The sequence below is a fragment of the Pseudomonas sp. CC6-YY-74 genome (genome assembly GCF_002025205.1).
In the GTDB taxonomy this organism is placed as follows: Bacteria; Pseudomonadota; Gammaproteobacteria; order Pseudomonadales; family Pseudomonadaceae; genus Aquipseudomonas; species Aquipseudomonas paeninsulae.
Genome location: NZ_CP019947.1, coordinates 2,987,725 through 3,012,023, shown reverse-complemented (window position 1 = coordinate 3,012,023; position 24,299 = coordinate 2,987,725). Strand labels below are relative to the sequence as shown.

General features: G+C 59.7%; 19 protein-coding genes and 3 tRNA genes. 8 read left to right on the top strand and 14 right to left on the bottom strand.

All coding sequences use genetic code 11. The features are described from left to right. Positions 1 to 5 precede the first annotated feature (5 nt). From B2D37_RS13750 to B2D37_RS13715, 8 genes are all read right to left on the bottom strand, one after another. Positions 6 to 443: a type IV pilin protein gene (locus tag B2D37_RS13750; RefSeq protein ID WP_079203213.1), complete on the bottom strand. Its 438-nt coding sequence runs from the start codon at positions 441 to 443 to the stop codon at positions 6 to 8. Then, positions 440 to 3,721 (bottom strand): pilus assembly protein, encoded by a 3,282-nt coding sequence (locus tag B2D37_RS13745; RefSeq protein ID WP_154067092.1) that lies wholly within the window; start codon positions 3,719 to 3,721, stop codon positions 440 to 442. Before B2D37_RS13745 ends, B2D37_RS13750 begins: the two co-directional genes overlap by 4 nt. 101 nt (positions 3,722 to 3,822) lie before the next feature. Beyond that, positions 3,823 to 4,395 (bottom strand): hypothetical protein, encoded by a 573-nt coding sequence (locus tag B2D37_RS13740; RefSeq protein WP_079203212.1) that lies wholly within the window; start codon positions 4,393 to 4,395, stop codon positions 3,823 to 3,825. A gap of 53 nt (positions 4,396 to 4,448) precedes the next feature. Continuing rightward, the gene (locus B2D37_RS13735) at positions 4,449 to 5,009 is read right to left on the bottom strand and encodes a PilX N-terminal domain-containing pilus assembly protein (protein ID WP_079203211.1); all 561 of its coding nucleotides are present in this window, start codon (positions 5,007 to 5,009) and stop codon (positions 4,449 to 4,451) included. Next, a complete protein-coding gene (locus B2D37_RS13730) occupies positions 5,006 to 5,779 on the bottom strand; it encodes a PilW family protein (protein ID WP_079203210.1) in 774 nt (257 codons plus the stop codon). Before B2D37_RS13730 ends, B2D37_RS13735 begins: the two co-directional genes overlap by 4 nt. 2 nt (positions 5,780 to 5,781) lie before the next feature. Further along, positions 5,782 to 6,303: a type IV pilus modification protein PilV gene (gene pilV / locus B2D37_RS13725; protein ID WP_079203209.1), complete on the bottom strand. Its 522-nt coding sequence runs from the start codon at positions 6,301 to 6,303 to the stop codon at positions 5,782 to 5,784. Beyond that, on the bottom strand, positions 6,300 to 6,782 hold the full coding sequence (locus B2D37_RS13720) for a GspH/FimT family pseudopilin (protein WP_079203208.1): 483 nt from the start codon (positions 6,780 to 6,782) through the stop codon (positions 6,300 to 6,302). Before B2D37_RS13720 ends, pilV begins: the two co-directional genes overlap by 4 nt. A 187-nt stretch (positions 6,783 to 6,969) precedes the next feature. Further along, the gene (locus tag B2D37_RS13715) at positions 6,970 to 7,476 is read right to left on the bottom strand and encodes a GspH/FimT family pseudopilin (RefSeq protein ID WP_079203207.1); all 507 of its coding nucleotides are present in this window, start codon (positions 7,474 to 7,476) and stop codon (positions 6,970 to 6,972) included. Positions 7,477 to 7,642: 166 nt separating this feature from the next. Between B2D37_RS13715 and thiO the strand changes: the two genes are divergently transcribed. Further along, positions 7,643 to 8,773, top strand: a complete 1,131-nt coding sequence (gene thiO / locus B2D37_RS13710) for a glycine oxidase ThiO (RefSeq protein ID WP_079203206.1) — start codon at positions 7,643 to 7,645, stop codon at positions 8,771 to 8,773. Positions 8,774 to 9,039: 266 nt separating this feature from the next. Here thiO and B2D37_RS13705 read toward each other — a convergent pair whose 3' ends face one another. The 3 genes from B2D37_RS13705 to B2D37_RS13695 are packed head-to-tail and all read right to left on the bottom strand — an operon-like array spanning position 9,040 to position 12,198. Further along, positions 9,040 to 10,377 (bottom strand): sigma-54 dependent transcriptional regulator, encoded by a 1,338-nt coding sequence (locus B2D37_RS13705; protein WP_079203205.1) that lies wholly within the window; start codon positions 10,375 to 10,377, stop codon positions 9,040 to 9,042. Between the two features lie 2 nt (positions 10,378 to 10,379). Beyond that, a complete protein-coding gene (locus B2D37_RS13700; protein WP_079203204.1) occupies positions 10,380 to 11,972 on the bottom strand; it encodes a PAS domain-containing sensor histidine kinase in 1,593 nt (530 codons plus the stop codon). Beyond that, positions 11,962 to 12,198, bottom strand: coding sequence for a PP0621 family protein (locus B2D37_RS13695; protein WP_079203203.1), 237 nt, complete (start codon positions 12,196 to 12,198; stop codon positions 11,962 to 11,964). Before B2D37_RS13695 ends, B2D37_RS13700 begins: the two co-directional genes overlap by 11 nt. A gap of 647 nt (positions 12,199 to 12,845) precedes the next feature. On the opposite strand from B2D37_RS13695, the gene B2D37_RS13690 reads away from it, so the two are divergent. Further along, entirely contained in the window at positions 12,846 to 14,477 is a 1,632-nt protein-coding gene (locus tag B2D37_RS13690; RefSeq protein ID WP_079203202.1) for an NAD+ synthase, read from the top strand. A gap of 411 nt (positions 14,478 to 14,888) precedes the next feature. Here the strand turns inward: B2D37_RS13690 and B2D37_RS13685 are convergent, their stop codons facing one another. Then, positions 14,889 to 15,890 carry an outer membrane protein assembly factor BamD gene (locus B2D37_RS13685; protein ID WP_079203201.1) on the bottom strand — a complete coding sequence of 334 codons (1,002 nt, stop codon included), beginning with the start codon at positions 15,888 to 15,890 and terminating at the stop codon, positions 14,889 to 14,891. Positions 15,891 to 16,208: 318 nt separating this feature from the next. Here B2D37_RS13685 and rluD point away from each other — a divergent pair, with 318 nt between their 5' ends. The 3 genes from rluD (at position 16,209) to clpB (ending at position 20,722) form a co-directional block, all read left to right on the top strand. Beyond that, positions 16,209 to 17,183, top strand: coding sequence for a 23S rRNA pseudouridine(1911/1915/1917) synthase RluD (gene rluD / locus B2D37_RS13680; RefSeq protein WP_079203200.1), 975 nt, complete (start codon positions 16,209 to 16,211; stop codon positions 17,181 to 17,183). Further along, positions 17,180 to 17,917, top strand: coding sequence for a peptidoglycan editing factor PgeF (pgeF, locus tag B2D37_RS13675; protein ID WP_079203199.1), 738 nt, complete (start codon positions 17,180 to 17,182; stop codon positions 17,915 to 17,917). Before rluD ends, pgeF begins: the two co-directional genes overlap by 4 nt. Before the next feature lie 240 nt (positions 17,918 to 18,157). Then, positions 18,158 to 20,722, top strand: a complete 2,565-nt coding sequence (gene clpB / locus B2D37_RS13670; RefSeq protein ID WP_079203198.1) for an ATP-dependent chaperone ClpB — start codon at positions 18,158 to 18,160, stop codon at positions 20,720 to 20,722. Positions 20,723 to 20,923: 201 nt separating this feature from the next. On the opposite strand, the gene B2D37_RS13665 is transcribed toward clpB, so the two are convergent. Next, positions 20,924 to 21,256: a PilZ domain-containing protein gene (locus B2D37_RS13665; RefSeq protein WP_079203197.1), complete on the bottom strand. Its 333-nt coding sequence runs from the start codon at positions 21,254 to 21,256 to the stop codon at positions 20,924 to 20,926. Positions 21,257 to 21,273: 17 nt separating this feature from the next. Further along, positions 21,274 to 23,634 carry a DUF1631 domain-containing protein gene (locus B2D37_RS13660; protein ID WP_079203196.1) on the bottom strand — a complete coding sequence of 787 codons (2,361 nt, stop codon included), beginning with the start codon at positions 23,632 to 23,634 and terminating at the stop codon, positions 21,274 to 21,276. A gap of 210 nt (positions 23,635 to 23,844) precedes the next feature. Here B2D37_RS13660 and B2D37_RS13655 point away from each other — a divergent pair. The 3 genes from B2D37_RS13655 (at position 23,845) to B2D37_RS13645 (ending at position 24,088) form a co-directional block, all read left to right on the top strand. Continuing rightward, positions 23,845 to 23,920, top strand: a tRNA-Asn gene (locus tag B2D37_RS13655). A 10-nt stretch (positions 23,921 to 23,930) separates the two neighbouring features. Beyond that, positions 23,931 to 24,007 (top strand) — tRNA-Pro (locus B2D37_RS13650). Positions 24,008 to 24,012: 5 nt separating this feature from the next. Beyond that, positions 24,013 to 24,088: transfer RNA gene (locus tag B2D37_RS13645), tRNA-Lys, on the top strand. Positions 24,089 to 24,299: the final 211 nt, after the last annotated feature.

The window sequence follows — 24,299 nt, the reverse complement described above, 5'->3', positions numbered from 1 at the left end:
TTGGCTTAGCGCCAGCATTGTTCAATAGTTTTTCCGGTTCCGCTTCTTCCTTTTACGCCCAAGGCATTCAGTGTGAGGTTTCCGCACTGGTTGTCGCCAATTGTCTGGTTGGCCGTCAGCGTGTATCCCCCATCGCTAGCCACCGCACTGACCGCGACCTCGTAATAACCATTCTCCGAAATGATTCTGTTGTTGGCGGCTTTAGGGAAGGCCAAATTCGCAATATTGGCTGGGTTGGTAACGTAATTGGTGTTTTGGGCATAAAAGCGCTCTTGGCGTGCGGAAACGTCACTCAGCAGCGCTTGCCCCTCTGCGCGTTTCGAGCGGGTCATGTATTCCGTGTAATTAGGTAACGCGATAGCCGCCAGTACACCAATAATTGCCACGGCTATCATCAGTTCAATCAGGGTGAAGCCAGCGCTGTATCTGCTGTGGGCTTTCATTGGAATTCCTCCGGGACGATATGCCAGCTCTGGCGACCTGCGGTGTTCGGGTCATCGCCAACTGTACCTGGATCATTCGCGCCGTCACTGCCATAAATTTTGTTGCCGGGTGCCAGGGTGAAGCCACCAATAGCCGGGAAGCGGACGCCTGAAACAACGTCCTTTGCCGATCCGTAGGTATCTTTCGAGTTGACGATTTGGTCATTGTTGAGGTCGAGGACGTTGTACTTGGTTCTGCCCCCCGTGTATGCACTGATGCCATATAACCATGTGTCGGCGCCAGCCTTGCAAGGGTCTTGGTTGGGGGTCAGGCTGGTCACGAATAAAGTCTGGCCTCGCGCCGCCATGTTGTTGACGATCATCTCACCCGTCAGACTGTTATTCACTGCAAGGTTTAGCTTCCAGCCCCAGCGGTCGACTGAAGTGTCATCAACAAGGTCGGTAGCAGTATCTTTATACCATTTGATCTGGTTTTGACTCAGCAGTCTGATGGCATTGACCTCTATCTGATCTTCGTTAGCAAACTCTGCGCTATCGTCTTGGCTTGTGAATTGCTGAGCCCCCAACTTAGTGCGATCTGTCGCGCGCGCAGTACCGGCGATCGTGGCTTGCCGTTTGGTTTTCCGATCCCACACCCCGTAGAGTGTCATGGCACGACTGGTATCGACATTGGCATCGCTGTTTTCAAAGTATTTGCCTGTGCCAATCAACACCAAGTACCCATAACCGCTAGGGTGGCGGACAAGAGACGGCTGAATGGTAATGGCTTGACGCTTGGCTGTTATGGGATCCGCGTCTCTGGCGGTAAACAGCGGATTGCCACCGTAGGCAATCTTGAAATCAGAATTGATGTTGGTAGTGACACTGCTTCGTGCGAACGGATCACCCGCTATACCCTCGGCGGCTCCCGCCTTGATCAGGTCGAAGCGCCACAGGTTGCCCTGCAGGTCTCCTGCGTAGGCATAGTCGACCAAGCCATCGCCGTTATTATCTGCACCACGGACGCTGGACAAGCCGTTGCTGAGGGTTACGCCAGCTTCGACCACATTGGGTGCGACCAGCTTCTTGAGTAGATTGCCCGTTTTGATATCGATGATCAGTAAGGCTGCGCGGTCATTGATGCTGTTGTAACCATTGCCCATCAATACGGCCCACTGACCGGTATGCAGTCGGGTAATTTCCGGTTGGGCAAAGGTATTGCCAAGGTCACTGTCGATAGATGAGTCGAACTCCCAGAGCAGCTTGATGTTCGCTGGGTCAGTGATGTCCAGGGCGAACAGTGCTTTACCCCCCGCCCGGAGTGTTCCAATCAAGATGGTATGCCAGCCCTCATTTTCGGCATCGCCGAAATACACATCTCTGACAATCGGTGAGCCATCAACGTAATAGTGATGTGCGCCACCTTTATAATTCTGGCCAGTGAGGCGGTACAGGTTTTTGATGACCTCGGTGGGGATAAAGGCGAATTCTTCTTTGCCGGTTTTGGCATTGAAACCATGCAGCATGCCGTCGTTACCGCCCACATATATCATTTCTTTACGAATGGTCTTCACGTTAGCCGTACGGAAAGCCGCATAACTTTTATAGTTGGGGTTTGTGCCATTTGGGTTTTCTATTTGATCGGCCAGGTATGCCAGGTAGGCGGGGGTGCCGACGACGACCGGGCTGGAGTTGATAATATCGCCGATGACAGTGCTGCGCTTCCTGAAGGTGGTGCTTTCAGTACCCTCTTGGCTTCTGTCACCGCGAATATAAGCGACGCGATCTGCTCCTTTGCTATCGATTCCGCTATTCAGGCTAGCGGGGTCACGATTAAGCCAGCCTTGTTGAAGGCTATCCAAGTTGCCCCAAGTGAAATTCTTGAGTTTGCTTGTCGAGTTGGTGGAGTCTTTGATCATGACTTTTCGAGTGGAGGCTACTATGTTCTGGTTTTCACTTTTGGCACTCCACTGAAGAGTCTGTACGCCATTGCTGTTGATCAGCGTTTTGGTCAGTTCACCACTCCAGTCTTCGCTGGAAAACTGGGTTGCATATACATTGCTTTGAATACTGTTGTCGGTTGCATCAGAAACAAATGACGCGGATACGGCGGGGCGCGCTGCCGATGTGGTGCGGTCAGCGATGCGGTTGAGAATGTCCTTGAACGCCTTGACCATATCGTCGGGGCTTTCAACGCTAAAGAACTCCCCGCGCGAGTTGACTGCGGCGTGCCAGAGATCATAGACGTTGTTGTTGGAGCTGACGCCCGCTTCGGGCCAACTCTGCGCGCCGCTAACGAGGTTTCCGTAACCCGCGCCGGCGAAGGTGTCACCTGACCATTCAATGCCGGGTGTGGTCAACGAACTGGTCAGCGCCAGGCCCATGGTGAAGTTGACCATATGCTGCCAGGAAGCGGGGTCGTTCTTCGGGTTCCAGTACTGCTTGGTCAGGTCGCTATTGGGCGCCCGCGTATAGGGTTTCAGATCATTGGCAAGTGTAGGCCTCAGGTCCGTTGCCCAATAGTGCATGGCCAAGTCGGCCAGGGTATTGGTGGCGGCGTCGGCAAAGGGTTTCAGGCTATTGGAGTAGCTCTTGCCGTCTGGCAGGGTGAAGTTGCTATGGTCAGCTCTCAGCGTACCTGACGGTGAACCATCGGCGCCGTTCCACATACCGTCAGTCATCATCACATGGTAGCTAGGGCGGCAGGCGTGAACCGGGTTGGTCACTGTGCTGCCTAGACCCCCACTGGTTGTGACCGGATTGGGTGTGCTGGCCCAAGCAGTATCCGTCTGTAGAAACTTGCCAGCCCGATCCATTGCTACGCGAAGCGGGGTGCTTTGATTAAAGTCGATACTGCCGAGCCAGTTGAAAAAATTCCCCTTATGCTGCGTGCCGAACTCGCGCAAATAGTTTTTGCTGCAATTGTTTGAGTTAAGTGACGTACAGCCACCAAGGCTCTGCCAGGTCAAGCGAACTGACGGAGAAAGTTCGTTGAACGCGAGGTTTGCGGCGCTGAGTGTGGCCAGTGCACGAGTTCTGTAGAACGAATACCAAATTGCAAAATTTTGTCGTTCGTCTACTCCATCGAGCGGTGCATCTTGTCGCGACTGGCCGGAGGTGCTTGATACCACTCTCAATGTGTAGCAGTTGTCTTCGATTTTTCTGTTGGCTACAGTGGGGCAGCTTGGTTGCGTCTGGTCGTATACATAATAGTACGCCCCGGTGGCACTTGTTCTCAGGTCGTTGGATGTAATGGTGTAGTCGGAATTTGATCGACTGCAGGAAAGGCTGGTTAGCACGGTTGGGGTTGTGATGGTTGCCGTGCAGTTGGTGTTGCTTACTCGTTTGATGGTAAAGGTGATGTTGTTGACTGTAATGGGAGCCGAGGTATTACCGTTGCTCAGAGAGAGCGACTCTGTTCTATTGAGGCGGAAGTCAGGTTCTGGTTCTGTGCGAGATTGTAAATTTGACCAGTTGGGGCAGAGTAGTTGGTGCTATTGGTATAGGAGTAGTTCATGGCTCCGTCAGGGCTGTAGTTCCAGGAAACCTTGTAGCTAGTGCTCAGGTTAACTGTGCCTTGTTCTGTTTTGAAACCATTTTGGTAGGCGTTGGTAAAACTGGTGGTATAACCTGTTGCTGGCGTAGAGCCATCGGTGTTGAGTTTTACGGGTAGCCGATAGGTTACGCTCGGGTTGTAATACATCGGGTTCTCTGTAGAGGATTTGGCCCGACGCGTATTGCGTATATTGAGTGAGCTGGCCTCCCGGCCCGCATCATCTGGTCCGAACGCCCAGCGCATACTGCCGGAGTCATCCAGGGTGAAAATTAGGTTAGGCGCAACGGTTTCGCTGAGAATAAGCGGTTTCTGGCTGACATCCAGGGTCGCGGCGGACGCAGAGAGCATGCCGCTGAAGTAAACAGTAAAGCCGAGGGCGCTAAGCAATGTTTTGCACGTGGTGTTCAGCGTTTTCATGAGTTTCTCCCTGAAAACAGCATTGCGTATGTTTTTTATATACGCAACGTAGGTTATTCGGTTTCGATCCGGCCTTTTGAATTCAGGGCAACTGTGGATCTTATTGCTGTTTTCATGTTTTGGCTTTCTGCAACACCGTTGACTTCATAACGGAAGATGCCAATGCCCAGCATCATGTTGCCGTATTCGGGGTTTTCGCTTTGACCCAGGTTATCGCCAGCCGGTGCAATCAATGCGTACCACTCCGCACTGTTTTTCTGGGTGGTTCCGTCGTTGGGTGAGTACATCTGCATATCTGCCGCGCTAACTGAATAGGTCGGGTCGTCACCGAGCAGGCAAAGCTTTTTGGGGTCAATGCCTGTGCAATTCGTCATGGGTTCTTGGGGGCCGCGCTCGACAGTGCGGCGCTCTCCGTCACGCAGGGCTGACTCGGCCTCGCCCATCAAGCGTTTGTTCTCAACTACATTGCCAGTGATACGCGCTTCAAGTGCAACCTCACGCATGCTGGAAATAGCCAGTACAGTAATAATCAAGAGGAAAACCAGGGCTAGCAACAGGGTCACGCCTTGCTGGCAGTTTCTGTGAGAGAGGATGTTGTAGTTATTCGCTCTCATGGCATGCGGTTCCTCATGCTGATGCTACTCGATAGCATGTTGTAAAGTTTCTTATCGCCTGGCTCTGTGCCAAACCAGTAGGTATACACGGCACTGCTAGGTTCTTTGGTGATTTCGGTGCTGCTGGAGACAAGCGTTGAAAATCTCACAGCGCGTACTTCGTTGTCGCTAGGGTCTTTGGCATAGCGGGATACGATTTTTTCTTCATTGGTATTGAAACCGTATTCGAAACTCATGGCGGTAATGTTGGATGCGATTTGTTGGGCGCCAACACCTGTTGCCGTTGTGGCCGAATAGCTTCTGCAGGTCAGATTGAGCGATGTGTTGTCAGTGTCCGATACGGTCAGCTCATAGACGGAGGTTATGACGTCAGCATCCGTATAAGGCTCGGGCGGTATTCCGGTTATTGTGTTGCCTTCGCAGGTTCTGGCGTTGGCAAACGCGGGTTGGTAGCGCAGGCAGAATTTAGTGTCGCTGACACGGCGCACCACCTGGCCTGGGTTGAAAGTTCCGCAGCCCGGTATCGGCGCGCTAGGGAACGCGTTAGCAGGTTCTTCATCGGGGCGTCTGCGGTAGCCGGTTTTGGCAAACTCCTGCTCTAGCAGCAGAATGGCAAAACGACCATTTTCGATGTTATTGCTCTGGCCTTGCTGAAAGAGATAGCTTTGTTTGTTGTCCAGGTAGACCTGAGTGATGCCCAAAATCAGAAAGCTGCTGATAAGAAGCGCAACCAGCAACTCGATGATGGAAATGCCATGTTGTTTGTTCATGCTTAAAGTTCTCCGCGGATGCTGAGGCGGCATATGCTGGTGTCTGCATTTGCGGCAGCGTTGGCATCCAGGCAGCCTTCACCGACAGCGCGCCATGCGAGCTGGATTTCGATGGCGGAGCCCGCCGCGCAGGTGCCTGGGGTCTTGGAGCGGCAGGCATGGAATTCGCTTTTAAGGGTCGCAGCATCGGGTAACAGCAGGTGTACATTGTTTGCCCAGCACTTCAGTTGCTTTTCAACGTCGGAGTTCTCAGTCGTTGCTGAGCCGTCACAGGAAATATTGTCATCTTTGGCGGGTAGTTCGGTCAGGAGATACTCGCTGCTGTCATCGGGGTTGGCGCGAATCATTTCCATCAGTTCGGTGGCGAGCATCGCCGCGTTGTTCCGCTGTGCTGAGTCTTGGGTGTACTGAATGCTGCGGCCTTGCATTGCGACCAATCCAAGCATGCCAATGGTGAGTAGCACCAGGGTCACCATGACTTCGATCAGACTGAAGCCTTTATTGCTAAATAGTTGATTGTTCATAGCGTGCAATCCGTCAACGCGACGTTATCTGCATCCTTGCCGCGTGGGTTGATGCGAGTGCTTCCGCTGGGTTGCACGGTAATTTGATAGGCGGTTTCGGGCTTGGCGTCGCGGCAGACCATAACGTTCAGCGCCGTTGCGCTGCCATTGGCAAAGTAAGTCAGTGCCACGGGACTTGGCACGGTCGTTATCGTTGCTTGCGCGGTATTGAATGTTTCCTGGCGGATTGGTTGTCCGCCCAGGCTGATGGTCCAAACATTGTTGTTATTGGTGACGAGAATCGAGGTGCGTCTAACCACTGCCTCACTGCGTGCGAACTGCAGCAGACTGTTGAGTGACTGCGTTTGTGCCTCGAGCTGATTGTTGCGGATCAGCCCGGTAAAATTTGGGATGGCAATGCCGATGACAATCGCCAGCAACGCGATCGTGATCATCAGTTCGATCAGGGTGAATCCAAGCATGTCGGTACGGCGTGACATGGTGCGCTCCATCAAAATTCTTGAGCGGATAGTGGTATGGCGCTGGCACTTTGTCCGCAGTGCCGGGACCACTGGTATCTTTGAGTGGATGGCCGGTTGACGGTGTGGTTGGTTGGGTTGTGCGGGGGCCGCATGGAGCTCCTAGCCAAGCGTTGCCATATGCTCCGGCATTACGTCGGTTGCCAATTCAGGCGCTGCAGCGCGCGGCCTCGGCTGAGTTTTCCGCAGGGCTGCCGACTCTCAGTCGTCCTTGCCGGTTGAGGATCAATTGCCAGGCGAGTTTTTGCTTGTGGCATTGATAAAAACGACCGTTGCTGGCTGCGGTGGTGCCGTTGGCGTGAAAGCGGATACTTTTACTAAAGCCACTCCAGCGCAGTTCGCCGGGGGTAGGGAGTTGCACGACACTCAGTACATTTTGTGTTGCCATTACCTGGGTGAGCCAGCCATTTGCCCAGTTTGCATTGCATGTGCGGGTGTCGCTGGATCCGCATAACTCGACAGCCTTGCGCTGCATGATTGCAGTTACTCGGGCGTTTTGTATGGCGTGCTGTACATGGTCGCGCAGGGTTTGCTGGCGGTTGCTGGCGATCAGCTCGGCGAAGGCTGGTACGGCCATTGAGCTGGCGATGGCGATCAGGGCGAGGGTGGTCAGCAGTTCGATCAGGGTAAAACCTTGAGGTCGGTTGCAGGGCATGTTGCGCTTCCTTTGCACGTATTATGGGCAGCCATCCTGGCTGTCTACGGTCTTACCTTGCTCGTCCGATCAGTAGTGGACGCAGACGATATCCACAGATCGCGCCTTGCTGGCAACAATCGGGCGTAGGAATTCTTTTAGTCCAGCAGGCCTGTATGTCAAGGCGATGGCAGTAGCCGTGTTACCCAGAATTGGAGGGAGTGTGAGTAAAGAGACAGTTGTTGTCGGTGCTGGCGTTATAGGTTTGTTGTCAGTCTATGGCTTGGCCGTTAACGGCGTGAAGGTGACGTTGCTGGATCGCCAGCAGGTTGGCCAGGAGTCGTCCTGGGCCGGTGGCGGCATCGTCTCGCCGCTTTATCCCTGGCGTTACAGCCCAGCGGTGACGGCGCTGGCGCACTGGTCGCAGGATTTCTACCCGCAGCTGGGAGCGCAGTTGCTCGAGGACACTGGCATCGATCCCGAGGTGTATGTCACCGGCCTGTACTGGCTCGATCAGGAGCAAGCCGCGCCCCTGGCCTGGGCCGCGCGTGAGCAGCGGCCGATGCAGGCTGTGCCTGTCGAGGCGGTGTATCGAGCGGTGCCGGCGTTGGCCAAGGGCTTCTCGCAGGCGCTGCACATGCCGGATGTGGCCAATGTGCGCAACCCGCGGCTGGTCAAGGCCTTGCGGGCGGCGCTTGCACAAATGCCGAATGTGACCGTGCATGAGCAGTGTGCGGTAACCGGGTTTATCCGCGCAGGCGAGCGGATTTGTGGCGTGCATACTTCGCTGGGGGAGATGCATGCCGATCAAGTCGTGGTCGCCGCCGGGGCATGGAGTGGCGAGTTGTTGCGCAGCCTGGGCATCGAGTTGCCGGTCGAGCCGGTGAAGGGACAGATGATCCTCTACCAGTGCGCCGAGGATTTCCTCACCAGTATCGTGCTGGCCAACGGGCGTTACGCGATTCCGCGGCGTGATGGCCATATCCTGATTGGCAGTACCCTCGAGCATGTGGGGTTCGACAAGACGCCTACCGAGGAAGCCCTGGCCAGCCTCAAGGCGTCGGCGGTCGGACTGTTGCCGGCGTTGGCTGATGCCGACGTAGTGGGCCATTGGGCAGGATTGCGCCCCGGGTCACCCAAAGGCCTGCCCTTTATCGGCCCGGTGCCGGGGCATGCAGGCCTCTGGTTGAACTGCGGCCATTTCCGCAATGGCCTGGTGCTGGCGCCGGCCTCCTGCCAATTGCTGACAGACCTGCTGCTCGGGAATGAACCGATCATCGATCCGGCGCCTTACGCGCCAGAAGGGCGTTTGGGTTGAGAATTTAGGCGGCAGCTTGCTGGGGTGCGCTCCGCTCGGAGCGCGGCGACAGCCTGCCAGCTTAGCGCTGCGCCGATGAACCAAGGTGCACTGCCTACGGCGAGTGGCACCCTGATATGGAGTGCGGATTGTTCAAAATTTTGCGGTTTGTCCGTAGGGCGGCTTCGGAGCGCAGCGACAACCCGCCAGGATTTGCGCCGCGCCGATGAACCATGGCGCACTGCCTGCGGCGAGTGACACCCTACAAGAGCATCAGGATCGCTCGCTCAATCGATCCCCAGTTTCTTCAGCCGGTAGCGCATCGAGCGAAAGCTCAGGCCCAGGCGTTGGGCGGCGGCGGTGCGGTTCCAGCGGGTTTCTTCGAGGGCTTGCATGATCAGCTTGCGCTCGATGTCTTCCAGGTGGTCTTCCAGGTTGTCGATCTGCGCCAGGCTGGCGTCGCCGGTTTCGCTGGAGCCACAGGCGTCGGCCAGGCGCAGGTCACTGGCGGTGATGCGGTCGTCTTCGCACAGGGTGTAGGCGCGCTCGAGCATGTTCTCCAGTTCGCGCACGTTGCCGGGGAAGCGATAGCTCTTGAGTTTGTCCAGCGCGTCGGAGTCCAGTCTGACCGGGCTCAGGCCGGGGCCTTCGGCCAGGCGCTTGAGCATGACCTCGGTCAGGTGGGCGATGTCTTCGCGTCGCTCGCGCAACGGTGGCACGCGCAGTTCGATGACGTTCAGGCGGTAGTAGAGATCCTGACGGAAGCGTCCTGCGGCGACCTCTGCGGCCAGGTCTTTGTGAGTGGCGCAGAGAATGCGCACATCGACCACCAGCTCCTGTTGGCCGCCGACCGCGCGTACGGCTTTCTCCTGAATCGAGCGCAGCAGCTTGACCTGCATGGGCAAGGGCAGATCGGCGACTTCGTCGAGAAACAGGGTGCCGCCATTGGCCGCCTGAAACAGCCCCTGCTTGTCTTCGATAGCGCCGGTGAAGCTACCCTTCTTGTGGCCGAAAAATTCGCTTTCCATCAGCTCCGACGGGATCGCGCCGCAGTTCACCGGCACGAACGGCTGTTCGCTGCGACCGCCCTGTTCGTGGATCAGGCGAGCGACCAGTTCCTTGCCGCTGCCGGACTCGCCGCTGATATACACCGGCGCCTGGCTGCGCGCGAGTTTGAGGATCTGTTTGCGCAGCGCCTTCATCGGCGGCGACTCGCCGAGCAGGCGGCTATCGACCGGCAGCTCTGCGCCGTCCGTCGAGCGCAGGCGCAGAGCGGTGGCCACCAGTTCGCGCAGGCGGCCGAGGTCGACCGGCTTGGTCAGGAAGTCAAAGGCGCCGGCTTTCAGCGCGTTGATCGCGGTGTCCAGGCTGCCGTAGGCGGTGATCATGGCCACCGGCACCTGCGGATGACGTTGCAGGATATGCTGCACCAGGTCCAGGCCGGTGCCATCGGGCAGGCGCATGTCGGTCAGGCACAGGTCGAACGGCTCCTTGGCCAGCCATTCGCGCGCTTCCTTGACGTTGCGGGCGCTGCGGGTGTCGAGCTTCATGCGGCCTAGGGTGATTTCCAGGAGTTCGCGGATATCGGGCTCATCGTCGACGATCAGGGCTCTCTGGCGGGTCATGGTCAGCTCAGTTTGCGTGGATGGGCGAAGGTGATACGAAAGCAGCTGCCGCCGCCCTCGCGCGGTTTGTAGTCGAGTCGCGCCTGGTTGCTTTCGCACAGCTCGCGGGAAATATACAGGCCGAGGCCGGTGCCTTTGTTTTCCGTGGTGAAGAACGGTTCGAAGATGTGCTGCAGTTGCTCGGGCGCCACGCCAGGACCGTCGTCGAGTATTTCCAGCGCCGGCAGATCGCTGCTCTTATCGCGGAACAGTTTCAGCCAGACCTGACCCTGCGGGTTGTTCTGCGCGCTGTAGCGCAGGCCGTTTTGTACCAGATTGGTCAGTACCTGGGTGAGTTGGTGCGGGTCCATGCGGGTTTGCACGGTGCCGCTCTGGGTCTCCAGGTGGAGTGTCTGGCCAGGCGCAGCCGAGCTGCGGAACTCGCTGGCGAAGCGGTGCATCCAGTATTTCAGGTCCAGCAGTTGCGGCTCGGCCTGGCGTCGGCGCGACAGCTGCAGGACGTTTTCGATCACCAGGTTCATCCGCCGCGAGTGATCCTGAATGATTTGCGCCAGACGCTGGTCCGGGCCATGTAGGTCTTCCGACTCCTGCAGCAGTTGCGCGGCATGACTGATCGCGCCGAGCGGGTTGCGGATCTCATGGGCGATGCCGGCGGTCAGGCGACCGAGGGAGGCGAGCTTGAGCTGCTGGGCCTGCTGGGCAATCTGCGAGATGTCATCGAGAAACACCAGGATGTGCCGCTGGCCGCCGCGCTGCAGGGCGATAAAGCTCGGTTGTAGTGTCGGGCCATCGGCAAAGGCCTGCAGGCTCGAGGGGCGTAACGTCGGGTTGTGCAACCATTGCTGCAGGCGCTTGACCAGTTCGGGGCAGTGCGGGTCGAGGATCTTGCCGGTCAGTGCATCATGGCCGAGCAGGTGCAGTGCGCCCTGGTTGGCCAGCAGTACCCGATGCTGCGCGTCGAGCACCAGGATGCCGGTACGCATGCGCTGTAGGATCAGGGCGTTCAGGGCTTCCAGGCTGGCGACGTCTGCCGCGCGCTGTTCGGCCAGGCTTTCGCTGTCTTGCAGGCGCCGGGTCAGCCCTTGCACGAGCAGGGCGGCGGCAAAACACAGAGTGCCGAGCGCCCCAGCTTGCACGTACTGCGCGCTGGCTTCCGGGCGACTGAGGCTAAGGTAGAAGGTCAAGTAGATCAGGCCGATGGTGGCGACAGCGGCGATCAGCAGGCCGATGCGTCCGCGCAGCAGAATATTGGCGATGGCCACCGCAACGATCAGCAGGTTGCCGATCCCGCTGGGCGTGCCGCCGGCCGCATAGAACAGGGCGGACAGCAGGATCACATCGACCATGGCCAGGCTGAAGATCTGCACCACGTTGCGGGGGCGCTGCACCAGCACGGCCACCAGCATATTCAGGATCAGGTAAAACCAGCTGCCGTAACGGAACAACTCGACCTGGGCCAGGTTCAGTAGCTGTGTGTCCATGTCGCTGGAAATCAACAGGACCAGGGCCAAACCGATGGTCAGACGATACAGGTGGTAGAGCCGCAGCACGCGGCGGCCCTGGGTACCGGTGAGCGCTAGCGCTTCAACGCTCACCGGTTTTTGGGCCCTGCTCGAGATGGCCCTGGCTGCAATACCACTGGTCGGCCCTGGTCAGTGCCTCTTCGCGGGGCAGATAAACCCCGCAATGGGCGCAACGGACCATGGGCGCGGGGTCTGGCCGGTTTGGCCCGGAGCGCCGCGCGGGGCGGGTAAAGCGCCGCCAGAGCCAGAAGGCGGCGGCGATAATGGCTATCCAGAACAGCAGGCGGAACAGGCCCATAACGCTCTCTTCTTGTTGGAAAGGCAGATTGATGGAAAGCCTGGCAGTTTAGCCAAGGAAGCGGCGTCAGCACAGCGGCTATTCTGCTTCCTGGTTGGCAACCATCGAAACCGCGCGCCCCTGTAGGAGGACCGCGCCCGTTCCTGACGGGCTTTGCGGCATTCCCCTCATCCATAACGTCCGCCCAACAATCAAGAGCATCGCGCCGGGGTCGGCCCTCCTACAAAAGCGGCAGACACCGCGTTGATCGTTCCCACGCTCCGCGTGGGCATGCCACCCGAGACGCTCCGCGTCCCGGCAGAGCGTCCTGGCCGGGGTTGCCACGCAGAGTGTGGGAACCATCGAATGGCGCGCTGCCTGCGGGTAGGGCGGCCTCGGAGCGCAGTGACAGCCCGCCAGATGTACGCCGCACCGATCAACTACGGTGCACTGCCGGCGAGTGACACCTTACGGATCGCGGACTACCCCCAGGTCGGACGGTTCTCCTTGCGGCTTGGGGTTTGTAGATAATCAGGTGCTGCGTCTGTGGTTGCGCTCGCGACATGCTTACCCGCCGATTAAACCCTATGCTGAGGAATGGACGATGCAATGTTACGACTGAGCCGCCGGGTGCAGTCGAAAGTGGCACTTATGAGGTGGAGGCAGTCATGAGCCAAACCCTGCGGGTCGTGATGGCCCAGTTGAATTTGCGTGCGGGTGATGTGCACGACAACGTCGAGAGCATCATTGAGGCGGCATGCAACGCCCGTGATCAGTGGCTGGCGGATGTCATTGTGTTCCCCGAGTTGGCGCTTTGCGGCTATCCGCCAGAGGATCTGCTGCTGCGTTCGAGCATGCAGCGGCGCATCGAGCAGGGCTTGCAGCGCCTGCAGGACGACGTCAGCGGCATCTATCTGGTGGTTGGCTATCCCTGGCTGGAGGATGAACTGCGCTACAACGCCTGCGCGGTGATCGCCGACGGCCAACTGCTGGCCAGCTACTACAAACAAAAATTGCCGAATTACCGGGTGTTCGACGAAAAGCGCTATTTCGAGCCCGGCAACCAGCCCTGCGTGGTCGACATCAAGGGCGTGGTCGTGGCGCTGAGCATCTGCGAGGACATCTGGTTCGCCGAGCCGATGGCGCAGGCCCGTGCCGCCGGGGCGCAAGTGATGCTGAGCCTGAACGCCTCGCCGTTCCACCTCGACAAGCAGCGCGAGCGCGAGGAAGCACTTGCCGAGCGTGCGCGCGAAGGGGCGATGCCGATTGTCTACGTCAACCAGGTTGGCGGCCAGGACGAGCTGGTATTCGACGGTGGCAGCTGCGTGGTCGATGCTGACGGCCAGGTCTGTCAGCGCATGGCCGCCTTCGCCGAGGGCCTGTACCCGGTTGACCTGGTGTGCGATGGCGAGCGAGTCAGCCCGCGGCCGGCCAACTGCGTGCCCTTGCCGGAGCTGGAAGCCAGCGTGTATCAGGCTCTGGTCGTGGGCGTGCGCGACTATGTGGGCAAAAACGGCTTCAAGGGCGTGCTCATCGGGCTGTCCGGCGGCATCGACGCGGCCCTGACCCTGGCGGTGGCGGTCGATGCGCTGGGCGCCAAACGGGTAGAAGCGGTGATGATGCCGTACCGCTACACCGCGCAGATCAGCCTGGAGGACGCCGAGCTCGAAGCCCGTGCGCTGGGCGTGACTTATCGGGTGCTGCCGATCGGGCCCATGGTCGAAGCGTTCATGGGCACCCTGGCCCCGGTGTTCAAGGGCCTGGCCCGCGATGCCACCGAGGAAAACCTGCAGGCACGCTGCCGTGGCACGCTGTTGATGGCCCTCTCCAACAAGCAGGGCTACCTGGTGCTGACCACCGGTAACAAGAGCGAAATGGCGGTCGGCTACGCCACCCTCTATGGCGACATGGCCGGCGGTTTCGATGTGCTCAAGGATGTGCCCAAGACCCTGGTGTTCCGCCTCTGCGAGTACCGCAACAGCCGGGGGGTGGTGATTCCGCAGCGGGTCATCGACCGGCCGCCTTCAGCCGAACTGGCGCCGGATCAGCAGGACGAAGATTCGCTGCCGCCGTACCCGGTGCTCGACGAGATCCTCAAGCTGTACATCGAGTACGACCTGTCGGCTGATGCGATCATCGCCGAGGGCTTCGATGCGGATACGGTCAAGCGCGTGCTGCGCCTGGTCGATCTCAACGAGTACAAACGCCGCCAGGCCGCAGTCGGCGTGCGGGTCACCCAGCGCGGCTTCGGTCGCGACCGGCGCTACCCGATCACCTCGGGTTGGCAGATTGGCGATTGAGGTGCAAAGGCAGGCCCGCGTTCCGATTGGAGGTAGGGCGGCTCGGGCGGCGATCTGCTCGGAGTGCAGCGACATTCCGCCGGATATGCGCTGCGCCGATGAGCCTTGGTGCACTGCCTGCGGCGAGTACACCCTACGGTGTTGCGGCTTGCTCGAGGTTGTAGGGCGGCCTCGGAGCGCAGCGACAGCCCGCCAGATATGCGGCGCACCGATGAGCCTTGGTGCACCGCCTGCGGCGCGTGACGTCCGATGCGAGCACAAGGAGTAGGCGGTGTTGCTGCTGTAAGCTTTGGGCTCGGTTGCACAGGCGTCAGATATCCCCGATTTTATCTTGCCCATAAAAAATGCCGCGCACTCGTCTCAAGTGCGCGGCATTTTCTCTGAACCTCGCTGTTTAGGCGGTTCAGTTTTTCAGTCGAACAGGCCGAAGGTCATGTAGCTGAACCAGGAGCGTTTGCGGCCCTGGGTTTCCTGGCGGGGTTCGTCTGCGGTTGCCGATTTCAGCTCTTCGGGGATCTCCTCCGCGGCGTCTTCGTACTGGCGGATCACGTCCTGGCCGGCGCGGGTTTCGCCCGGCGGCAGCGGCGTGTCGCTTTCGATCAGGCCGAGAGTAGCCTTGGCCAGCCAGGAGCGGGTGTCGGCTTCTTCTTCACGGGGCACGAATTCGCCACCGGCCAGGCTTGGGTGCTCCGGGTAGTTGAGCTTGAGGGTTTCCAGGCTGGTCGCGGCCAGATCATCCAGGGTCAGGCGCTGATAAGCCTCGGTCATCACCGCCAGGCCGTCGCCGACTGCCGGGGTTTCCTGGAAGTTTTCCACCACGTAGCGGCCACGGTTGGCGGCGGCGACATAAGCCTGACGGGTCAGGTAGTAGTGAGCTACATGGATTTCGTAAGCGGCCAGCAGGTTGCGCAGGTAGATCATGCGCTGCTTGGCATCCGGCGAGTACCGGCTGTTCGGATAGCGGCTGGTGAGCTGGGCGAACTCGTTGTAGGAGTCGCGAGCGGCACCGGGGTCGCGCTTGGTCATGTCCAGCGGTAGGAAGCGGGCGATCAGGCCACGGTCCTGGTCGAAAGAAGCCAGGCCCTTGACGTAATAGGCGTAGTCGACGTTCGGATGCTGCGGATGCAGGCGGATGAAGCGCTCGGCGGCGGATCTCGAAGCTTCCGGCTCGGCATTCTTGTAGTAAGCGTAGATCAGCTCCAGCTGGGCTTGTTCGGCATAACGGCCGAACGGATAACGCGACTCCAGAGCCTTGAGCTTGGTCACCGCACTGGTGTAGCTCTTGTTGTCCAGATCGCTTTGAGCCTGCTGGTACAGCTCGGTCTCGCTCAGGTTCTCGTCGAGTACGTCTTTGGACGAGCAGGCAGCGGTAAGGGCGAGGATGGCGATCAGCAGCAGGTGTCTCACTTGCATGGCGGCTTGCGTCCCTGTGACGGCGGCTGTCTTGAGCAAAGCCGTCCTGTTATGATGAGCGCCCCCGGTGACCCTGGGGCAAAGACGCCGTATTTAACCACAAGCGCGTAGCCGAAACCAAAAGTAGGGCCTGTTGACGTTGCATTTTCACCGCAGCCCTTGGGGTTGTGCGGCAAAAGCAGCCAGGTCGTAGTGCGGGTCGTGCCAAGTTAGCGACCATTCAGCGATGTCCCACGCCTTGCCTGGCCTGATTGGCCACGGCAATGCGGCGTGCAATGAACCATCAACCGACCCTCAGGTCCCCCACTGTTGCCGAGCATGTCCTCTATTAATAAGCAGACCATTGAACTGAACGCCGAGGTGCCCATTGATATGGGCGGTCAACGCCTCGACCAAGTCGCCGCCCAACTGTTCGCCGAGCACTCGCGTTCGCGCCTGTCTGCCTGGATCAAAGAGGGGCTGCTGACTGTCGATGGTGCCGTGGTACGCCCGCGTGACATCGTGCATGGCGGAGCGTTACTGGCGCTGCGCGCCGAGCAGGAGGCTCAGGGCGAGTGGATCGCCCAGGATATCGCCCTGGACATCGTCTTTGAGGACGACCAGATACTGGTGATCAATAAGCCGGCGGGGCTGGTGGTGCATCCGGCCGCGGGGCATGCCGATGGCACTCTGCTCAACGCCTTGCTGCACCACGTGCCGGATATCGTCAACGTGCCGCGTTGCGGCATCGTTCATCGCCTGGACAAGGACACCACCGGACTGATGGTGGTGGCCAAGACCATTGAGGCGCAGACGCGCCTGGTCGATCAACTGCAGAAGCGTACGGTCAGCCGGATCTACGAGTGCATCGTGATCGGCGTGATCACCGCCGGCGGCAAGATCAACGCGCCCATTGGCCGCAGTTCGGCGCAGCGCCAGCGTATGGCCGTCAGCGACGGCGGCAAGCCGGCGGTCAGCCATTACCGGGTGCTGGAGCGCTTCCGCTCGCACACCCATGCGCGGGTCAAGCTGGAAACCGGGCGTACTCACCAGATTCGCGTGCACATGAGCCATGTCGGTTATCCGCTGGTCGGCGACCCGGTCTACGGTGGGCGTTTCCGCATTCCGCCTGCGGCCAGCCTGACCATGGTGCAGAGCCTCAAGGAGTTCCCGCGTCAGGCCCTGCATGCGCGCTTCCTCGAACTGGATCACCCGATTACCGGGAAACGGATGAAGTGGCAGTCGCCGCTGCCGGATGATTTCGTCTGGTTGCTGACGCTATTGCGTCAGGATCGCGAGGCGTTTATTGGGTGAGCAGCTGGGCCCATGACTGGTTGACGCCAGATTGGCCTGCGCCCGCCTGGGTCAAGGCCTGTATCACGACGCGCAGCGGTGGTCTCAGCGCCGCGCCGTTCGACAGCTTCAATCTCGGCGAGCATGTCGAGGACGACCCTGTTGCCGTGATCAAGAACCGCCAGCGCCTGATCAGCCAGCTGGGCTGCAAGCCGGCCTGGTTGCGTCAGGTGCATGGCGTTGCCGTCGTGCCTGCCGAGCCGGGTGAAGTAGCCGAAGCCGATGCCAGTTGGACCACCACGCCGGGGGTCGCCTGTACCGTGATGACCGCCGATTGTCTGCCAGTGCTGTTTTGTGATCGTGCCGGCAGTCGGGTCGCCGCCGCCCATGCGGGGTGGCGTGGGCTGGCTGGCGGCGTGCTGGAGGCGACGCTGGATGCGCTGGCTGTGCAGTCGGAGGACGTACTGGTCTGGCTCGGGCCAGCGATTGGCCCGCAAGCCTTCGAAGTCGGCGCCGAGGTGCGCGAAGCGTTCATGGCCGTGCACCCGCAGGCAGCCGAAGCCTTCGTTGCCAGCGTCAACCCGGATCGTTATATGGCCGATATCTATCAGTTGGCGCGGATCCGCCTGGCGGCGCGAGGGGTTACGGCCGTCTTCGGCGGCGGCTTGTGCACCTATAGCGACCCGCGCTTCTACTCCTACCGCCGCGCCGCCCGTACCGGTCGCTTCGCTTCGTTGATCTGGCTGGTCAGCTGATCCTTTCTCTCTAGGGTGTCACTCGCCGCAGCCAGTGCGCCGCGGCTCGTGGGCGCGGCACATAACTGGCGGGCTTGTCGCTGCGCTCCACGCGAACGCCTGAGTGTGCTCGGCATGACCCAGATCAACGCTTGCGCGCTTGAAACTCGCACAATCGACCTCATCTAGTCTTCATCTCGGCAGGCTTTCAATATAGGGGTGTCCATCGCGCCGGCCTGCTCTTAAAGGAAGGATGACGCAATGCGAATCGACCGTTTAACCAGCAAGCTGCAACTTGCCTTATCCGACGCCCAATCACTGGCCGTCGGCCTCGATCATGCCGCTATCGAGCCGCTGCACCTGATGCAGGCGTTGCTCGACCAGCAGGGCGGTTCGATCAAGCCGCTGCTGAGGCAGGTTGGCTTCGACGTCAACAACCTGCGCCAGGGGTTGAGTCAGGAGCTCGATCGTCTGGGCAAGATTCAGAACCCTACCGGTGATATCAACCTGTCCCAGGATCTGGCGCGCCTGCTCAATCAGGCCGATCGCCTGTCCCAGCAGAAGGGTGACCAGTTCATCTCCAGTGAGTTGGTGCTGTTGGCTGCCCTAGACGATGGCACCAAACTGGGCAAGTTGCTGCTCGGCCAGGGCGTGAGCAAGAAAGCCCTGGAAAACGCTATCAGCAACCTGCGCGGCGGCGACGCGGTGAACGACCCGAATGCCGAGGAAGCTCGTCAGGCTCTGGATAAATACACCGTCGACCTGACCAAGCTCGCCGAAGAGGGCAAGCTGGATCCGGTGATCGGCCGTGACGACGAGATCCGCCGCACCATCCAGGTGTTGCAGCGCCGCACCAAGAACAATCCGGTGCTGATCGGCGAGCCGGGCGTGGGCAAGACCGCGATTGTCGAAGGCCTGGCCCAGCGTATCGTCAACGGCGAGGTACCGGATGGCCTGAAGGACAAGCGCGTGCTGTCGCTGGACATGGGCGCGCTGATTGCCGGGGCGAAATTCCGCGGTGAGTTTGAGGAGCGCCTGAAGGCGGTGCTCAACGAACTGGGCAAGCAGGAAGGGCGGATCATCCTGTTTATCGACGAAATCCACACCATGGTTGGCGCCGGCAAGGCCGAGGGCTCGATGGACGCCGGCAATATGCTCAAGCCGGCCTTGGCGCGTGGCGAACTGCACTGCGTCGGCGCCACCACCCTCAACGAGTACCGTCAGTACATCGAGAAGGACGCCGCTCTGGAGCGACGCTTCCAGAAGGTGCTAGTGGATGAGCCGAGCGAGGAAGACACCATCGCCATCCTGCGTGGCCTCAAGGAGCGTTACGAGGTGCACCACAAGGTGGCGATCACCGACGGTGCGATCATCGCCGCGGCCAAGCTCAGCCACCGCTACATCACCGACCGCCAGCTGCCGGACAAGGCCATCGACCTGATCGACGAGGCCGCCAGTCGTATCCGCATGGAGATCGACTCCAAGCCGGAAGTGCTCGACCGTTTGGAGCGCCGGCTGATCCAGCTCAAAGTCGAAGCCCAGGCGTTGAAGAAAGAGGACGACGAGGCGGCGATCAAGCGCCTGGAAAAACTCAAGGAAGACATCGCCCGGCTGGAGCGCGAGTACGCCGATCTTGAAGAGATCTGGAAGGCGGAAAAGGCCGAGGTGCAAGGCTCCGCGCAGATCCAGCAGAAAATCGAGCAGTCGCGCCAGGAGCTTGAGGCCGCGCGGCGCAAGGGCGATCTCAGCCGCATGGCCGAACTGCAGTACGGCATCATTCCGGATCTGGAGCGCAGCCTGCAGATGGTCGACCAGCACGGCAAGACCGAGAACCAGCTGCTGCGCAGCAAGGTCACCGAGGAAGAAATTGCCGAGGTGGTGTCCAAGTGGACCGGCATCCCGGTATCGAAGATGCTCGAAGGCGAGCGCGACAAGCTGCTGAAGATGGAAGGCCTGCTGCACCAGCGGGTGATCGGCCAGAACGAAGCGGTGGTCGCCGTGGCCAATGCGGTACGCCGATCCCGCGCCGGGTTGTCCGATCCAAATCGGCCCAGCGGCTCCTTCCTGTTCCTCGGCCCGACCGGGGTGGGCAAGACCGAGCTGTGCAAGGCCTTGGCCGAGTTCCTCTTCGACACCGAGGAGGCGCTGGTGCGCATCGACATGTCCGAGTTCATGGAGAAACATTCCGTGTCGCGGCTGATCGGTGCGCCGCCAGGCTACGTCGGCTACGAAGAGGGCGGTTACCTGACCGAGGCGGTACGCCGCAAGCCCTACTCGGTGGTGCTGCTTGACGAGGTGGAGAAAGCTCACCCGGATGTGTTCAACATTCTGCTGCAGGTCATGGAAGACGGTCGCCTGACCGACAGTCATGGGCGCACCGTCGACTTCAAGAACACCGTGATCGTGATGACCTCCAACCTGGGCTCAGCGCAAATCCAGGAGCTGGTCGGTGACCGCGAGGCGCAGCTAGCTGCGGTGATGGATGCAGTGAACACGCATTTCCGTCCGGAGTTCGTCAACCGTATCGATGAAGTGGTGGTGTTCGAGCCACTGGCCCGCGAGCAGATCGCTGGCATCGCGAAAATCCAGCTGAGCCGCTTGCGCCTGCGTCTGGCTGAGCGCGAGCTGAGCCTGGAGCTGAGCGACGAGGCCTTGGACAAGCTGGTTGCCATCGGTTACGACCCGGTCTACGGCGCGCGGCCGCTGAAGCGGGCGATTCAGCGCTGGATCGAAAACCCGCTGGCGCAGTTGATCCTCGCCGGCAAGTTCGGCCCTGGCAGCACCGTCAATGGCACAGTCGAAAACGACGAAATCGTCTTCGTCTAAGCCTGCTGCAATAACAACGCCCCGCACGGCCAGGCTGTGCGGGGCGTTTTTTATACGGTGCGACAGCTCTCATGCGTGGTCGCGAGTAACTAGGTACGGCTTTCGTAGGGTGCGCTCGGCCTACGCGACCCGCACCATCCTACGGATCACTGGATCACTGGATCACTGGATCACTGGGTCATCGGCATGATCGGCTAGCGCTTAAAGATGCTTGAGCAGCATGTCCAGTGCTGCGGCCTGGTCTGGTTCTAGGTCAATGATATGAAAACCGGCCCAGCAGTGTTGGCCATCGGCGCCGGGGCGGCTCCATAAACAGTCGGCGCTTAACTGGATCTCGCCGACCCCGTCGATCACCTGCTCGCTGACCAAGCGGCATTCGACCAGGTTATCCGCGAGGTGCGGCTTGTCGCTGAACAGCATGAAGCCGTCGGCAGAGAGGTCTGCCACACGGCCGAGGCGCTGTCCGGTATGCAGTTCGAAGACTTCCAGCTGCAGTTCGGTACTGTGACGGCTGTGCTGGCGACGATCTTCCATGGAGGCTCCTTGGCGGGTTAGCGTGGGTTGGTGGGTTTGCTCGTGTGGCCGCTAAAGCGCTGCAGTGCACGATAAATGGCATTGAGGGCGCGATCCACCAGTGGCGCATCGCTTTCGGGCGGAACGATGCGGGCCAGGCCCTGTTCCATTTCAGTGGCCAGTAGGGTCAGGGGTTTGATCGCCGCCCGCTGGCCACTGTGATCGACAAACATGTAATTGCGCGTGGTCGGACTGAACCAGGAGAGCTTGAGCAGGTGGGGTTGGTTGTCCGTGAGGAATTCGAACCAGGTGCCGAACTGGATTTGCATCAGCTCCTGGGCGAATGTCTGTGCGCGTGCAGACAGGCCGGATTCGCGCGGCGCCAGGGAAGCGAGCATGGCGTCCTCGCCGAGCATGGCGCCGAGTGTGCTCGGCGGCAGCTGCGGCGCGAAGGTGTCGGCGAGTTGCGGTTGCTTGGCTTGTGCAGCGTACTGGCAGGCGACCAGGTCCTGCAGCAAACGGCGAATGCCGTCGTCGTGGTAGCCACCGAGCAGTTGCAGGCCTTTGCGCAAATCATCCAGCAGCGCCACGCGCAGCCCTTGCAGTTGCTGGCGGCCGCTTTCATCAAGTGGTGTGCCGCTCCAGGCCAGTTGTTCAGCCACTTCACAGGCGCGTTGCCATTCCCTGCTGTTCTCGCCATGGCGGAGCAGGACGAAGACCAGAACATCGGCCCAGGTCAGTTTAAGGAAGCTGCGAATGATCCCTGGCGTCTGGCGTTGGTTCAGGCTGCGGGCAATCACGTTGACGGCCTGCTGGCGGGCGCCCAGCAGTTTGTCGCGGCCCTTGGCGGCTTCCACGGCGCGGTGTTCGCGCAGTTCGACCTTGTGCTTGAGGGTGGCGGTGTATTCGTCAAACTGCTCGAGTAGCGCCTCGAACAGCGATTGATCGCCGCTGACTGCACCGACCACCCGCTCCACCACCCATTGCATCTTGGCCAGCAGGGCGGGTTCATTGGTTTCGCCGCCATAGAGCACGCCAGCCTGGGCCATGCTGTTGAGCAGGCGTCGCGCCGGGTGCTTGTGTTGGGTGAACAGTGCCTTGTCTTGCAACGCCACTTTCAGATAAGGGGTGTGCAGGTGGGAGAGGAGGCTCTTGTAGCTGTCGTTCAGACAGGTGTCGTCGAGGACGAAGTCGAACAGCATGCCGACCAGGTCGATCACATCGGCTTCCTGGTCCGCCAGTTTCTGTTGGCCCGGGTGCTGACTGGAGGTCTCCAGTTGTCGCTGCAAATCGGCTTTCAAGCCTTCGACCTGCTGTGGATGCTGTAGGCGCTGCGCCAGTTCATCGGCAGCCTGACGTTGCATGTGGTTGAGGGCGTCGAGCAAATCGCTGGCGCTGTAAGTGCTGGTGGCATCGCGCGGGGCATAGCTGGCGATACTGCGGGTGCCGCCGAGCAGGGGGGCGTCAATATTGCGTTGGCGATGTTCGCCAAGCAGGGCGGTCAGGCCCTGTAGCAGCGCTAGCGGATTGCTGGGGGGCGGGCCATCGAGATCGAGCGGCTGTGCCGGGGCTGAGCGGTGAGTCGCGTTGGTCGAGGGGCTGGCGGTGGCCTGGGGATTGCTGTCCGCCGGCAGCTCCTCCCTGGCGTCGGGCGTGTTCTCGGTTCTGCTTGGTCGCTCTGGGTTGGCGACGCGCTGGGCGCTGTATTTGAGGTTGGGCAGTACGCCCGCGTCCACCAGTCGCTGATTCAGTGCGCTATATATAGTGTCCAGACTGAGCATCACGTGCTTGTCGAACAAGCTGTAGAGGATGGCTTTGATCCGCAGCGGAAACGGGCTGGGCGCCAAGGCCTGACGAAAAGCTAGAGCAATCATTTGCGGGCCGAAGGGATTGTTCTCCTCGCCCAGTTGTTGCCCATTGCTGAGCAGGACCAGGCGTTGCTCCAGGGCAAATAGCTGTTGCGCGCAGCGTGATTTGACCTGGTTGACCATGGTGGTGATCAGCAGGCTTTCCTCATACTCCTCGTTCTGTACCAGAGCGAGCTGTTCGGCATCCAGTTCAGCGGTGCTGGGCACAGGTTTGAGCTTGCCATCAAGAAAGTCGGAGAAATTCTGCGAGATTTTCTGGTGGTAGCTTCGCTCGATCAGCGATCGCTGTTTGCGAATCTCGCGCATGCTGTCGAAGAACAGGGTTTGCACCTGATTATTCTCGGCTTTTTCCGCGCACTCGAACAAAGTGTCATCGACCTGAGCGAAAACGCCCGTCAGTTGCTCCGCCAGCCGGTTCATCACCAGCTTGCGACTGCTTTGCACCAGCTCGCCAAAACGAGGCTGGATGCCACGGCTGGCAAGGGTTGGCGCTGGTTTTTGCGTGCTTGGTGGTATGTCCTGGTTGCTCATGGACGTTCCTGATTGAGGCCTTGTGGCTAGCGCATCCTGCGCGGAGCACACTCAATGAAGATATAGCAGGCCATCAGCCACGTGCAAAGCATTGTCATAAAAGCAATTTAAGGGGTTGACAGGCGGCCGCGGAAACGTAAAATGGCGCGCCTCAGACACGGGAATAGGTTCACGCCAAAGCCTAGTAGAAGAGACCTGAAAGCACGAAGTTCCGCGATAGCTCAGTCGGTAGAGCAAATGACTGTTAATCATTGGGTCCCAGGTTCGAGTCCTGGTCGCGGAGCCAATCTTTCAATCGGGGTATAGCGCAGTCCGGTAGCGCGCCTGCTTTGGGAGCAGGATGTCGGGAGTTCGAATCCCCCTACCCCGACCATTTTTGGGTCGTTAGCTCAGTTGGTAGAGCAGTTGGCTTTTAACCAATTGGTCGTAGGTTCGAATCCCACACGACCCACCATTTTCACCTGCAGCTGTTTGCAGCGTTGAATCTTAAGGTTGCGATGAGATGTTCATCAGCAACCATAAAAGAAGCGCCCCCCGGGGCGCTTTTTTTATGCGCGTGATTTGTAGTCGGTCTCGCGACGATAGCAGGCTTGAGGTGGCGATCCGTTCGGAGCGCAGCGACAACCCGCCAGCTTTTGTGCCGCGCCGATTGAACCAATGGTGCA